General features: G+C 56.1%; 13 protein-coding genes and 1 riboswitch. Of the genes, 5 read left to right on the top strand and 8 right to left on the bottom strand.

The window, feature by feature from the left end:
- Positions 1–65: 65 nt before the first annotated feature.
- Positions 66–1,064 carry a tRNA-dihydrouridine synthase gene (locus TH468_RS15770; protein ID WP_168177159.1) on the bottom strand — a complete coding sequence of 333 codons (999 nt, stop codon included), beginning with the start codon at positions 1,062–1,064 and terminating at the stop codon, positions 66–68.
- A gap of 231 nt (positions 1,065–1,295) precedes the next feature.
- Between TH468_RS15770 and TH468_RS21650 the strand changes: the two genes are divergently transcribed.
- Both TH468_RS21650 and TH468_RS21645 read left to right on the top strand, forming a co-directional pair.
- Entirely contained in the window at positions 1,296–1,451 is a 156-nt protein-coding gene (locus TH468_RS21650) for a hypothetical protein (RefSeq protein WP_156487991.1), read from the top strand.
- Between the two features lie 299 nt (positions 1,452–1,750).
- The gene (locus TH468_RS21645; RefSeq protein WP_156484587.1) at positions 1,751–1,906 is read left to right on the top strand and encodes a hypothetical protein; all 156 of its coding nucleotides are present in this window, start codon (positions 1,751–1,753) and stop codon (positions 1,904–1,906) included.
- Positions 1,907–1,956: 50 nt separating this feature from the next.
- On the opposite strand, the gene meaB is transcribed toward TH468_RS21645, so the two are convergent.
- The 3 genes from meaB to TH468_RS15755 are packed head-to-tail and all read right to left on the bottom strand — an operon-like array spanning position 1,957 to position 7,281.
- Positions 1,957–3,042 (bottom strand): methylmalonyl Co-A mutase-associated GTPase MeaB, encoded by a 1,086-nt coding sequence (gene meaB / locus TH468_RS15765; RefSeq protein ID WP_139834734.1) that lies wholly within the window; start codon positions 3,040–3,042, stop codon positions 1,957–1,959.
- A gap of 16 nt (positions 3,043–3,058) precedes the next feature.
- Entirely contained in the window at positions 3,059–5,215 is a 2,157-nt protein-coding gene (gene scpA / locus TH468_RS15760; protein WP_085645567.1) for a methylmalonyl-CoA mutase, read from the bottom strand.
- 2 nt (positions 5,216–5,217) lie between these two features.
- Entirely contained in the window at positions 5,218–7,281 is a 2,064-nt protein-coding gene (locus TH468_RS15755) for a methylmalonyl-CoA mutase family protein (protein WP_085645566.1), read from the bottom strand.
- Positions 7,282–7,393: 112 nt separating this feature from the next.
- A riboswitch (cobalamin riboswitch) is annotated at positions 7,394–7,492 on the bottom strand.
- A gap of 313 nt (positions 7,493–7,805) precedes the next feature.
- On the opposite strand from TH468_RS15755, the gene TH468_RS15750 reads away from it, so the two are divergent.
- The gene (locus TH468_RS15750) at positions 7,806–8,228 is read left to right on the top strand and encodes a response regulator (protein ID WP_037986992.1); all 423 of its coding nucleotides are present in this window, start codon (positions 7,806–7,808) and stop codon (positions 8,226–8,228) included.
- Positions 8,229–8,353: 125 nt separating this feature from the next.
- Here the strand turns inward: TH468_RS15750 and phhA are convergent, their stop codons facing one another.
- Positions 8,354–9,244 carry a phenylalanine 4-monooxygenase gene (gene phhA / locus TH468_RS15745; RefSeq protein WP_085645565.1) on the bottom strand — a complete coding sequence of 297 codons (891 nt, stop codon included), beginning with the start codon at positions 9,242–9,244 and terminating at the stop codon, positions 8,354–8,356.
- A 142-nt stretch (positions 9,245–9,386) separates the two neighbouring features.
- On the opposite strand from phhA, the gene TH468_RS15740 reads away from it, so the two are divergent.
- The gene (locus TH468_RS15740) at positions 9,387–9,866 is read left to right on the top strand and encodes an Lrp/AsnC family transcriptional regulator (RefSeq protein ID WP_085645564.1); all 480 of its coding nucleotides are present in this window, start codon (positions 9,387–9,389) and stop codon (positions 9,864–9,866) included.
- 42 nt (positions 9,867–9,908) lie between these two features.
- Here TH468_RS15740 and TH468_RS15735 read toward each other — a convergent pair whose 3' ends face one another.
- Positions 9,909–10,562: an NADPH-dependent F420 reductase gene (locus TH468_RS15735; RefSeq protein ID WP_085645563.1), complete on the bottom strand. Its 654-nt coding sequence runs from the start codon at positions 10,560–10,562 to the stop codon at positions 9,909–9,911.
- A 95-nt stretch (positions 10,563–10,657) separates the two neighbouring features.
- Entirely contained in the window at positions 10,658–11,416 is a 759-nt protein-coding gene (locus TH468_RS15730; protein WP_085645562.1) for an SDR family NAD(P)-dependent oxidoreductase, read from the bottom strand.
- 153 nt (positions 11,417–11,569) lie between these two features.
- Between TH468_RS15730 and TH468_RS15725 the strand changes: the two genes are divergently transcribed.
- Entirely contained in the window at positions 11,570–12,157 is a 588-nt protein-coding gene (locus tag TH468_RS15725; RefSeq protein ID WP_085645561.1) for a TetR/AcrR family transcriptional regulator, read from the top strand.
- Between the two features lie 47 nt (positions 12,158–12,204).
- Here TH468_RS15725 and TH468_RS15720 read toward each other — a convergent pair whose 3' ends face one another.
- Positions 12,205–13,020, bottom strand: coding sequence for a hypothetical protein (locus TH468_RS15720; RefSeq protein ID WP_085645560.1), 816 nt, complete (start codon positions 13,018–13,020; stop codon positions 12,205–12,207).
- Positions 13,021–13,152 lie beyond the last annotated feature (132 nt).

Here is a 13,152-nt window from a genome sequence, read left to right as displayed (position 1 = left end):
TGACCCAGAAATGACAAAGGCAGCCCGTTTGGCTGCCTTTTCTTTTGATTGTCTGTCTTTGCCGGCTATTCGGCGGCAATTGGAACATTTGGCCGCTGATTTTCCGGGTTGTCGCGATCAGCGGTCAGTTTGGCGCGAAGCTCGTGAATGTCGCGAATGCGTTTGACCTCGTCAAAGCAGTCGGCGGCCTGTTCATGCCCCTTGCGGATCATCGCCACCCATTGCTTGATGCGCCCGGCCTGATGGTTTTCGGTGGTGTCATCGGCATTCATCAGATCGATATAGGTCAAAAGCATCGTCAGGACATCGGACCAGCTTTGCTTTTCAAGGATCTCACCGGCTTCAAACGCCTTGATGCGATTGGCGATGTCGGGGGCGGCAATGGCGCCGCGGCCCAGCATGAAGGACGTGCAACCGGAAATATCCCGGCATTTCGCGTAATCCGCGACCGTCCAGATTTCACCATTGGCTGTCATCGGGATTGAAATGGCGTCGCGGATGCGCGCCAGATATTCCCAATGTGCGGGCGGTTTGTATCCTTCCAGTTTGGTGCGCGCATGCACGGTCAGGTGCTGGGCACCGGCGGCCTCGACCGCGCGCGAATTGTCCAGAAACAGTTCCTTGTCGGCATAACCAAGACGGATTTTCGCACTGACCGGAATATGGTCGGGAACCGCACGGCGAACGGCCGAAACAATGTTAAAAAGATTGTCTGGGCATTTCAAAAGCGATGCACCGGCTTCGCGTTTATTCACGGTCTTTGACGGGCAGCCGAAATTGATATCGATCCCCGGTGCGCCAAGGGACGCGGCAAAGGCGGCATTTTCGCCCATCAATTCGGGATCATGTCCCATCAACTGCACCAGAACCGGCGTGCCCGATGCGGTTTTGCCGCCCTGAAGCAATTCGGGGCAATAACGGTAAAACACATGGGCCGGAAACAGGTTTTGCGACACACGGATAAACTCGGTCACGCATAGGTCAAACCCGCCTGTCGCACTCAGCAATTGCCGAACGCGCCAGTCGACCAGTCCTTCCATTGGTGCAAGCACCAGATGCGTCATTTGCCGATTATCCCGTTTCATGAAATCAAGTGCGCGGCTTTTAACACAAACCGCAACATCATGCCGGTCAAAAATCACAGATCAGGTTTGCCCTGCCAACAGCAGGATCGGCGAATTAAGGCCAATTTGGCTTAATTCCGACAATGTTTCAGCGAATTTCCCGCCCACCTTCATAAGGTCCAATCACAATAAAACGACCCGAACGAATGGTTCGGGCAGGAGAGTGTGGAAATGCTGTATGTCATCGAAAGTGCGCTGGACGAAGTCGAAGCCGTATCGCGCGATGCCCGTGAAAAACTGTCACGTCTTGAAACCGTGATGAAATCAACGGCGCAAAATCTGAAAATCCTCAAAGACAAACTCGAACAGCCTGCCACCAACGGTTAAGCCTGCCGGTCTTTTTTCACCAGACATTGTCTTGTATCCCTGTTTCTTTACCCCTGTTTTGGGTAGAATAACGTGCGGGTCCGGCATACGATCCGGGCGGCTCATTGGTGCGCACTAAAACGGGTGCGCCACCAATAAGCCGTTGACCCGGCTTGACCGGATTGTTGATCAGGATCATGGGGACTGATTGCAAACCGGGCTATGACAGCGGCGATTATGACAGGCCGAATTACGGCCTGCTTAAGACAAAGAAATTTCGAGCTGTCATATAACCGGCAGCCAATAACGGAGGACAGAATTTGCTTTATATCATCGAAAAAGCTTTGAACGAGATCGAAGCCATGCCGCGTGACAAACGTGAAGACCTTGCGCATCTTGATACTGAAATCAACGAAGCTGTCGAAAAGCTTAAGGTTCTCAAGGCAAAACTCGAAGCGGCTGGCGAAAAGAAATAAGACCTGCTGCGATGAGCTATCCGATCAAAGGTCGCACTTCTGTGCGGCCTTTATTTTTGCGGGGATTTGATCAGCCCAAGCATTTCCTCGACCGCGGCGGTCGGGTTGGTTGAACCGGCCAGCACATCGGCTTCAAGGGCTTTGAGGCGTCCGGCAACATCTTGGCGGGCGGTAAATGTTTCAAGCAACCGGTCACGCAACATGGTCCACATCCAGTCGCGTTGCTGACGCGCCCGTTTGGCAGTGAACTCGCCTTCGTTTTCCATGATGGTGCGGTGCTGGTTGATCAGATCCCAGACCTGATCAAGCCCATCATTGATCAGGGCCGAAACCATGATCGATTGCGGCCGCCAATGATGGCTGCTGGGTTGGAGGATACGAAGGGCGGATGAATATTCGCGTTTGGCTTCGCGGGCCTTGGCCGGGTCGGCATCGGCCTTGTTGACCGCGATCAGATCGGCGATTTCAAGGACGCCTTTCTTGATGCCCTGCAATTCGTCCCCGGCACCGGGCAGCATCAGGACCAGAAAGAAATCGGTCATCTGGGCGACCATGGTTTCGCTTTGACCGGCCCCGACGGTTTCGACCAGCACCACATCAAAACCGACTGCCTCGCACAGCAAAATGGTTTCGCGGGTCATGCGATTGACCCCGCCAAGATAGCCGCTGCTGGGCGATGGGCGGATATAGGCATTGGGATCGATGGAAAGTTCGTTCATCCGGGTCTTGTCACCCAGGATCGAACCACCTGACCGCGCACTTGTCGGGTCAACCGCCAGCACGGCGACCTTTTTACCGGCCTTGGTCAGGTTTTTTCCAAAAGCCTCGATAAAGGTGGATTTTCCGACACCGGGTACGCCGGTAATGCCGATCCGCTGTGACCCGCCGGTATGGGGCATCAGGCGCGAAAGAACATCCTGCGCCTGATCAAAATGTCTGGCATTGCGGCTTTCGACCAGTGTGATCGCGCGTGACAGGATGGTGCGGTCACCAGCCAGAATGCCATCGACAATCTGGTCGGTTGAAAGAACCCGCCTGCGCACCGTTTTGCGGGGCTGGCCCTTGGGGCCGCCCGATATGGTGCGCAGTGTTTCCGGTGCATTTGGGGGTGCACTCTTTGGCGCGGTTTCTGTCACGATCTTGCCTTCACAATCAGGCCGCTTCCTCGGACGTTGATTCCTTCAGCTTTTCTAACAGGTCACAGGCAGCTTCGGCAATCACGGTTCCGGGCGGGAAAATTGCCTCTGCCCCGGCTTCGTAAAGTTTGTCAAAGTCCTGCGGCGGGATAACACCACCGGCGACGATCATGATGTCTTCGCGGCCTAGTTTGTCCAGTTCGGCACGAAGCTGCGGCACAAGGGTCAGGTGACCGGCCGCAAGCGAACTGGCACCGACGATATGGACATCGTTTTCAACCGCCTGTCGGGCGGCTTCTTCGGGTGTCTGGAACAGCGGGCCGATATCGACGTCAAAGCCAAGATCGGCAAAGGCCGTCGCAATGACTTTCTGGCCGCGGTCATGCCCGTCCTGCCCCATCTTGGCAATCAGGATGCGCGGGCGGCGGCCCTCAGATTGTTCGAACTCGTTTACCAGCCGATCGACTTTGTCCAGTGCCTCGTTACCGGCACCGACTTCGGTTTTATAGACCCCCGAAATCGACCGGATCACCGCCTGATGACGGCCATAGACCTTTTCAAGCGCGTCGGAAATCTCACCCACCGTGCATTTCGACCGGGCGGCCTGCACGGCAAGTTCAAGCAGATTGCCACTGCCCTGATCGGCGGCATTGGTCAGGGCGGTAAGGGCGGCTTCAACATCCGCATTGTTGCGTTCGGCACGCAGACGTTCCAGCTTGGCGATCTGCTGACGGCGGACCTCGGCGTTATCGACCTGCAAAACATCGACCGGGCGATCATCCGTCGCACGGTATTTGTTCACGCCCACCAGTGTCTGTCGGCCGCTATCGATGCGGGCCTGTGTGCGGGCAGCGGCTTCTTCGATGCGCATTTTCGGAATGCCGGCTTCAATTGCCTTGGCCATGCCGCCCTGTTCTTCGACCTCAAGGATATGGGCCCATGCCTTTTCCGCCAGATCACGGGTCAGGCGTTCGACATAATAGGACCCGCCCCACGGATCGATGACCTTGGTCGTACCACTTTCCTGTTGCAGGAAAAGCTGCGTGTTACGCGCAATGCGCGCCGAAAAATCGGTCGGCAGGGCCAATGCCTCGTCAAGGGCGTTGGTGTGAAGCGACTGGGTGTGGCCCTGTGTTGATGCCATCGCCTCGACACAGGTGCGGATGACGTTGTTAAACACATCCTGGGCAGTCAGTGACCAGCCCGATGTCTGGCTGTGTGTCCGCAATGACAGCGATTTGGGGCTCTGCGGATCGAACTGTTTGATCAGCTTGGCCCAGATCATGCGCGCAGCCCGCATTTTGGCGATTTCCATAAAGAAATTCATGCCAATCGCCCAGAAGAACGACAGACGCGGCGCGAATTTATCAATCGGAAGTCCGGCGGCCTGCCCGGCACGGGCATATTCGATGCCATCGGCCAAGGTATAGGCCAGTTCAAGATCCGCCGTCGCCCCGGCTTCCTGCATGTGATAGCCGGAAATCGAGATCGAGTTGAATTTCGGCATGTTTTGCGAGGTAAAGGCAAAGATATCCGAAATGATCCGCATCGAGGGTTTCGGCGGATAGATATAGGTATTGCGGACCATGAATTCCTTCAGAATGTCATTCTGAATGGTGCCTGAAAGCTGTTCATGCTTCACACCCTGTTCTTCGGCAGCTGCGATATAAAGCGCCATCACCGGCAGAACCGCGCCATTCATGGTCATGGAGACCGACATCTGATCGAGCGGAATGCCATCAAAAAGGGTCCGCATGTCATAGATGCTGTCAATTGCCACACCGGCCATGCCGACATCACCGGTTACGCGTGGATGGTCGCTGTCATAACCGCGATGGGTGGCAAGGTCGAAGGCAATCGACAGGCCCTTTTGCCCGGCCGCCAAGTTGCGGCGATAAAACGCGTTGGATTCCTCGGCGGTCGAAAAACCGGCATATTGCCGGATGGTCCAGGGTTGCTGGACATACATGGTCGGATAGGGGCCGCGCAGGAAGGGCGGCATGCCCGGCATGGTGTTTAAATGATCCAGTCCCGCCAGATCATCCGCGCCAAAGACGGCTTTGACATCGATGCCTTCGGGGGTGGTCCAGGGGGCGGTGTTTACCGGGCTGGTCGGGCCGGAAGTAGCACGATCAAACAGCGGCAGATCGGAAAAGTCCGGAATCCGGGTCATGGTTATTTTACCCCCAGATGTGAAAGGGCTGTTTCGCAGATCGCAAGAACATCCGCCCCGATAAAAATGAAATCATCGATACCGGCCGCCTCGTAATCGGCCCTGGCATCGCCGGGATGCCCGGCAAGGTAAATGCGGGTTGCTCCGGCCTGTTTAAGGCTTTGGGCGACATCGGCGGCCATGTCGGCATATTGCGGGTCCGATCCGCAAATCACCGCGATCCTGGCACCACTTTCGCCAAATGCCTTGGCGGCATCACTGGCATCGGCAAAGCCGTTATTGGTGATCGCCTCAATCCCGCCAGCTTCGAAAAAGTTTCGGGCAAACATGGCGCGCGCGGTGTGCTTGGCAACCGGGCCCAGATTGGCCAGAAAGATTTGCGGGAAGTGGCCCTTTGATGCCTTGTGGGCATCAGCACGATCCCGCAGGGTTTCGAAGCTTTCCGAAAGACGATGGGTTGGCAGCGGATCGATGGTTGTGCCTGCTGCCTTGCCATAAAGGGCTTCATACATCTGTGCGATGGTCGCCCCCGATTTGGCGGCCGTGATCAGACCCTCAAGGCTGATGCCGATTGCACCCTTAAACCCGGTCTGGCGGGCTTTGGCTTCCTTGCGGATCGTCGACAGGTCCGGCGTATCGCAGGTGACTTTGGCCTCGGTGATATTGGGGAATTCCGACACCCCGGTCAGCGGATCGCGACGAGTGGCAACGCGGCTTTCGCGGGCCTGCCAGATTTCCGAAATCTCCTTTTGCAGGGACCCGTCGGCAAGGGCCTTGATAATGCCGCCCTTGGCTTCAAGTGACTGGAACCGGCCCCAGGCATTGGATGCCAGTTCGCGGGTCAGATTTTCGATAAACCATGACCCGCCTGCCGGGTCGATCACACGGTGAACGTTGCTTTCTTCCTGCAGGATCAGTTGGGTATTGCGCGCAATGCGGCGCGCAAAGCCATCGGGCAGGCCAATCAGATGATCATAGGGCAGGCAGATAACGCTATCAGCACCGCCCAGACCGGCGCTCAAGCTGGTGACGGTGGTGCGCAGCATATTGACCCACGGATCAACCTTCGACAGGGTCATTTCGGCCGATACCGCATTGATCGTGATGGTGGCATCATCCACACCCGATGCCGAAAGAACGCGGCTCCACATCAGGCGAAGCGCGCGCAGTTTGGCAATCCCGGCAAAGAAATCGGTGCCGACCGCAACATTAAACGCAATCGCGCCCGCGGCCTGGTCAATCACCATGCCGGTATCGGTCAGGGCGCGCAGATAGGTGACACCACCGGCCAGCAGGCAGGCAAGTTCCTGCCCGTCGGTTGCGCCGGCATTATAGAACGGCGCGCCATTGACCGTGATGGCGGTGGCATGCGGGAAACGGTCGATCAGATCGGCGGCAATATCGGCGGCCTGTTTGATGGCATCATCGGCGGAAACCGGAAGGCTGCCTGTTGCGGCCAATGTGCCAATCGGATCGATGTTAAAGGCCGGTGCGGCGTCGCTTGCAAAATCGTCATCCGCGTCGGCGCTGTTTTCCGCATCCTTTTCAAGGCGCGCGGCCAGAATGGCGGCGGCCGGGATGGCGGTGGCACCGGCATCAAGTGCGACGGTGGCAAGGTTGGTATAGACATCGTCAAGTGTGGCATCGAGATCGGCAAGGCAGTGAATGGCAATGCCATCAATGCCAGCGTCGCCGGATGTGACATCCGCGCCTGCGCGCGCGGCGGCATCCAGACGCAACAGAACCGACGTTGCGCCATTTTCCAGATCGTCGAGAATCGCTGTATTGACCGACTTGGGATCGGGATGGGCATGAAGCTGTCGAATATCCCAGCCGCTGGCGGCGTCTTCGGCATCGACCGTGGCACACAGCACCTGATGGATCAGGCGGGTGGCATCATCCTGATCATCGTTGGTGTAAAGCGGCTGGATGTTGAAGCCGTCAAGCATCCTTGTGACCAGTTTCCTGTCAAAGGATGCGCCTTTCAGCCCGGCTTCCGCCAGTTGACGCCAGCTCGCATAATCTGCGGCTGGAAACTCTGAGGCCAGCTTTAACGGGTCTGTCATGCTCTCTCCCGGTCGCGGTCCGATCTTTTCGGATCTGGGCCGATTCTATTTTACAACGGATTCCCTCCGCCCGGTACACCCCGCCCGGTCCGGCAGAAACAGAGCCATCTTTCGGTATCTGGCTTGTGCACCGCCAAAACGGCGCATTTACAGTTGCGAGGGCAGCTTCGGCCTTGATCGTGGGCTTACGCCGGATCGTACCGAATTCCCGAAAGAATGTTTCCATATCGCATCTGCGACATGGCGGTGTTTATAGCACCCGCCCATAATTACGTAAATAGGCATGGAAATACCTATTTAGGTCAATATTCCGACCATCGATCAGTATTCCGTAAGGTTATCGTCCTGAAAAATGGTTATTTTCTGCCAAGGGTGGGATTGCTGGACGGATAATTATGGCGTGTCGCTGCCATTATACTTTGGCCGGATTGTGATGGTTTCTGGGAAAAAATGCGGGGTTTAACCAATTTGACATTTTCATCTGCCAGATTGGGGCTGTCCCAAATCTCGGAGTATTGCCATCCATGAATGCGCTCAGCGCCGTGCCGCCCCGACCGATACATGACGGTCTGGTTGCGTTTGCCGACGACAGCCCCAGCGCCAAAGCGGCCCTTGAAACCGTTTTGCGCCGTGCCGGGTATGACGTGGCAGGGTTTGACTGTGCCGACGATCTGATCGACCAGCTGGACGGTCTTTATCCGCGCGCGATTATTCTGGATCTTGAAATGCCCGGCATGAGCGGGTTTGAAGCCTTTTGCGAGATTCGTCGCCGCTTCCCGAACGCGGTCGAGGTGCCGGTTCTGTTCTTCTCGGCCCATTATGATGCCGATACGCGGGCCCAGGCCGATGCCCTTGGCGCGGCAGATTTTATCAGCAAGGATGCAAGCCCGATGGTGGTGATCGAGCAGCTTAACCGGGCGCTCGATAAATCCATGAGCCATTGCTGAGCTATTTTTGGCAATCGCCTGCATTTTTCATTTTTAGTGAATAATCAAAAAATCGGGTCTTTTGGCAAAAAATGCCGTTGGACCCGATTTTTCATATTGCTCATATCATAATATCAAACGCCTTCTCAGGCGTGACGACGTTGCGCCGGATCACCCGATGGCATGGCGATCGTGTGATCCTCGTCCCCGTGGACATGATAAAGCCGATCACTGGCAAGCGTGGTCGACGGATCGATGGTCGGACGCTGGGCGAGGCGGTCATAGATTTCCGAAAAATCCGCATCCATCGCATCGAAAAGCTGCTGATAGTCGGTCAGCACGAAATAGGTTTTCTGGAAATCATCAATCGCATAGTCGGTTGCCATCACCCGTTCGAGGTCAAATGCCACCCGGTTGGGGGTTGGATCAGACACGGAATAGATGGTTTCCGTTTGCGATGACAGCATGCCCGCCCCATAGGCGCGCAATCCATGGTCGGTCATGATCAGGCCGAACTCGACCATGTACCAATACATCCGTGCGAGTTTCTTGAGCCCGCCTTTGGCAATGGCTTCAGGCCCCTTGGCACCATAAGCCGCCAGATAATCGGCAAAGACCGGATCATAAAGCATCGGCACATGACCAAAGAAGTCATGGAAGATGTCGGGCTCGACCAGATAGTCGATTTCTTCGGGCTTGCGCAGCCAGACGGTCACCGGAAAGCGCCGGTTGGCGAGATGATCGAAAAACACATCATCGGGCACCAGCCCCGGCACGGCAACAAGGTGCCAGCCGGTGGCAGCATGCAGTTTCTCACTGACCCGGCCGAAATGCGGAATGCCATCGGCAGCATCAAGTTTTTCAAGATTGCGGATGTAATCGGGGGCGGCATAACCCGGCAGGATCGCCTTCTGGCGGGCGTAAAGTTTGCGCCAGAGGTCGTGTTCTGCCCCGGAATAGGATGCCCAGTCCTGGGCCACGGTGTAGTCATCATTGATGTGGCTGTAATCGCCGCGCAGATTTTTGTTCTGGTCCATGACGGTCCTCGTTTGCTCCCTGATGAGACTTTCTGCATGCGCCATTTTACATCAATTCAAATGTCATTTTCGCGCGATGTCGCGGTAAAAATGCGTTATGGTTGATCAGATGTGACCGTATAAACCAGTTTTGGGGCGAAAAATGACCGATCTGCTGCTAAGCCCGACCGACATCAAAATCCTGCAAATCCTTCAGCGCGACGCATCGATCAGCAATGTGCAACTGGCCGAAAAGGTTGGCATGTCGCCATCGCCCTGCCTGCGCCGGGTCAAGCAGCTTGAGGCATCGGGCATCATCCGCCAGACGGTGGCGTTGCTGGATCGCAAGAAGGCAGGGCTTGGCGTGCTGGCAACCATTCAGGTCCGACTGCAACGCCACACCGAAGAAGGGGCAGAGGATTTCGCCAAGGCGATGAACGACCTGCCGCAGATCATGTCCTGCTGGGCGATGACCGGGCGGCAGGATTTCCTTCTGGTGGCGCTGGCACGCGATATTGAAAGTTTTGGGGATTTCGTCACGCACAAGCTGTTATCCATGCCCAATGTGCGTGATGTGCAGTCAAGCCTTGTGCTTAAGGAATACAAGAACCAGACGGCCATTCCGATATTGGCGTCGGTTTAAGGGCGCAAGTAGCTAGGCGGATTTCCTTGCGTTGCGGCGGGTTTATTGCGGCGTAATGCGTTTTGCCCGGGCAAGGTTGGCGATCAGTTCGTCGCGGGTCTGATAATCACTGTTTTTCCATGCCGGTTGACCGGGGGCGGTGCGCCATGATTCGCAAAGCGGGCTGTTATTAACGGTATCGAAGCCGAACTGATCATAAAGCCGGGTGACGATTTCAACGGCTTCGGGATAGTTGCTTGAAGCCGACAGGCCAATTCTGTCAGGCGCCCCGGCCGGTCTGGCAAAGGATAGAATCCGGGGGGCCTGAATATGGGTAAAAGCCTTGACCACCTTCGAGGTGGGCAGATGTTCCTGCCGAAGTTCATGAACGGTTTTTTCACCCCGATCAACGACCGGGAAGTTGCCGTCACGCCAGATCATGTAATTGTTCGTGTCGATCACGACCTTCCCGGCAAGTTCGTTAACCGGCATGTCATTGACGGGTTTCAGTGGCACGGCAATGACAACGAAATCCCCGGCCCTGGCCGCATCGGCGGCGGTTGCCGCACGTGCCGAGGGGCCGAGTTCCGCCACGAGATCGTTTAATGTTTCCGGACCACGTGAATTGGCAATCACGACGTCATAGCCGTTTGCAATGGCGGCGCGTGCGATATGGCTGCCGACTTCGCCAGCGCCAATGATGCCGATGGTTGTCATGGAGATTTATCTTTGAATTTGACTTAAAGGTGATGCGGGCAGGCGATGGATAGCGGCTGCTGGGGGGGCATTTGCCCGCCCGCATCGGGTGATCGTCAGGTTCCGATGCCACCGGCGACATTGATGGTTTCGCCGGTGATGTAACCGGCATGCGGTCCGGCAAAGAAGGCGATGGTTTCGGCGACTTCGTCGAGTGTCGCGATCCGGCGGATCGGGTGCATGTCAAGAAGCGCATCGGGCACGCTGTCGCCAAGGACTTCGGTGGCCATGTCGGTTGGCATCACGCCGGGCTGAATGACATTGACCGTGATGTTGCGACCGCCAAGATCACGGGCAACGCCCTTGGCATAGCCGACAAGAGCGGCTTTGGTCCCGGCATAGTCGGCGGCACCGGCGAAGGGAACGTAGCTGCCAAGCAGGGAGCCGATAAAGATGATCCGGCCACCGTCAGAAAGTTTGGGTGCAGCCGCACGGGTATTGGCGATCGTGCCCATGACATTGACCTGCCATTGGCTATTATATCTTTCGCCATCAAGTTCGGGATCATCCACCAGCTGCCCCTGAATGGCGATTCCGGCATTATTCACAAGAATGTCGAGCCTGCCGAATTCGGCAATCACCGCATCGATCAATGGTTTGGCAGAGGCCAGATCCGACTGATCGCTTTTGATTGCAATAGCACGAACACCCTTGGATTTGAGTTTTTCGACGACGGCATGTGCCTTGTCAGCAGAAGAGGCGTAGCTGATGGCGATGTTTGCGCCAAGATCGGCAAGCTTTTCGGCAGTGACAGCCCCAAGGCCACGCGACCCGCCCGTGATGAGGGCGACTTTGCTGCTAAGAGTTGCGGTCATGATTAATCCTTTCTGTGTGTGATCCGTGCTGGTCGGCCAAGATGGCGGCAGCACATTTCATAACGATTGTTACTATAACGATCATTATGAAAACTGGACATGTGCTGTCAAGTGGTTTAGTAACGGTCATTATGAAAAGGCAGGATTGGACTGATGGGACGTCATCGCGAATTTGATGTGGAAAAGGCACTCGACGCGGCACTTTGTGTTTTCTGGCGCAAGGGATACGAAGGCGCGTCCTATGCCGATCTGACAGAAGCAACCGGTGTCGAACGGCCCGCCCTTTATTCCGCGTTTGGCAACAAGGAAGCCCTGTTTCGCAAGGCGCTGGACCGTTATTACACGCATTATCTTGATTATATTCCGGTGGCACTCGACCTGCCGACGGCCCGCGAAGTTGCAGCACATATCCTGTATCAGGCGGCGGATCTGAATACGCGGTACCCTGATCATACCGGCTGCCTTGGCATTCACGGAGTTCTGGCCGGATCGGATGATGCGGAACCGGTGCGACAGGCATTGATTGATGCCCGTGCGGCGGGCGAGGCGCAGCTTCGCCAGCGGTTTGAAAGAGCAAAGGCCGAGGGCGATTTACCCGAAACAGCCGACCCCGAAGGGCTTGCGTTATTCGTTCTGGCGATCCTGCATGGCATGGCCGTACAGGCCAAGGCCGGTTTCAGCCGTGAAAGGCTGGAACGCGTTATCGACCAGGCGCTTTCCACCTGGCCGACAGCGTCCTGAAGCGTGATTGCAATTACCGAGAAGTTCCTCGGGACTGCTGCGCAAAATCACGGCACAATCTTGAAGAATGGATCGCAGCAGGTGCCACCCGGGGTGCATCCATAATTGCCGGTCATGTCCTGCGCAAAATCGGCCTTTTTCCATTGGCGATAATGGGCCGGGGTGAAATAGACGAGGTTGTTTACGTAGTCGTAGACAATCCGGCCATCTGCTGCCGCATAGGCGTATCCGTTATATTCCTGCTGGGTGAATTCAACATAGCCGGTGAGGGGGATATGATCCTGCCCGACGGTTGAAAACCGGTTTGAATAGCAATGCCAGCGCTGACTGTTGGAGATGTTGCTGGTTTGGTTGAGCGCATCCATGACCTGTTGCCGGTTCATGTTTGCCAAACCCGCAGGGCACGTATTGTTGTCCAGTCCTGCCAGATTGATTTGAGGCAGATGGTCAAGAGCATTGCCATGCGGCGAGCGACCGGCCCCCTGCCAATAGGCCGCATTCATTAAAAACGGGCCATCGACTTCGGCGGGATAGAAAGTTCCCACATTGGTGAGAGCGGTGTTGTACGCGTGCAGAGATTGAGCCATCTGCCGCAGGCCATCGGTCAGGGCGTTATTTGCGGCGCTGACTGAGGGGACGACCAGTCCAGATCCGGTCTGGGTCGAGACAGCCTGCACATTTTGCGGTAATGCAGCCCAGTTATCACATTGATTGGCGGGGAAATTCTGGGTGTGTCCAACCGGTGCCCGGGCATCCCACAATTGATGGATTGCGTCTTGCTGATCCTGCCAATCGGCAAGAGCGGGTCCGGTCGCGATAAAAGGCAGCATCAGACCGACAATCGAGAGATAAGTCCGTTTCATCTTTGGGGTCCTTGTTTCGTTGATCGTATTCGAAAGGAAGGAAGCCCAAAGTTGACGTTACGCTTTGTGGGTTGTGATCGCGCTGCACCGCATCACGGGTGATGCTTGCTTTTTTGGGGCGACTTCGGGCAT

The organism is Thalassospira sp. MCCC 1A03138, assembly GCF_002115785.1.
In the GTDB taxonomy this organism is placed as follows: domain Bacteria; phylum Pseudomonadota; class Alphaproteobacteria; order Rhodospirillales; family Thalassospiraceae; genus Thalassospira.
The sequence above is the reverse complement of the archived record's forward strand: the minus strand, read 5'-3'. Positions and strand labels throughout refer to the sequence as shown.

Excerpts from the sequence above, each read along its gene's own strand:
- phhA (WP_085645565.1), bottom strand. The coding sequence starts at position 9,244 with ATGGACCAGAACAAAAATCTGCGCGGCGATTACAGCCACATCAATGAT.
- scpA (WP_085645567.1), bottom strand. The coding sequence starts at position 5,215 with ATGACCCGGATTCCGGACTTTTCCGATCTGCCGCTGTTTGATCGTGCT.
- TH468_RS15725 (WP_085645561.1), top strand. The coding sequence starts at position 11,570 with ATGGGACGTCATCGCGAATTTGATGTGGAAAAGGCACTCGACGCGGCA.
- TH468_RS15735 (WP_085645563.1), bottom strand. The coding sequence starts at position 10,562 with ATGACAACCATCGGCATCATTGGCGCTGGCGAAGTCGGCAGCCATATC.
- TH468_RS15770 (WP_168177159.1), bottom strand. The coding sequence starts at position 1,064 with ATGACGCATCTGGTGCTTGCACCAATGGAAGGACTGGTCGACTGGCGC.
- TH468_RS21650 (WP_156487991.1), top strand. The coding sequence starts at position 1,296 with ATGCTGTATGTCATCGAAAGTGCGCTGGACGAAGTCGAAGCCGTATCG.
- TH468_RS15730 (WP_085645562.1), bottom strand. The coding sequence starts at position 11,416 with ATGACCGCAACTCTTAGCAGCAAAGTCGCCCTCATCACGGGCGGGTCG.
- TH468_RS15750 (WP_037986992.1), top strand. The coding sequence starts at position 7,806 with ATGAATGCGCTCAGCGCCGTGCCGCCCCGACCGATACATGACGGTCTG.
- TH468_RS15720 (WP_085645560.1), bottom strand. The coding sequence starts at position 13,020 with ATGAAACGGACTTATCTCTCGATTGTCGGTCTGATGCTGCCTTTTATC.
- TH468_RS15740 (WP_085645564.1), top strand. The coding sequence starts at position 9,387 with ATGACCGATCTGCTGCTAAGCCCGACCGACATCAAAATCCTGCAAATC.
- TH468_RS15755 (WP_085645566.1), bottom strand. The coding sequence starts at position 7,281 with ATGACAGACCCGTTAAAGCTGGCCTCAGAGTTTCCAGCCGCAGATTAT.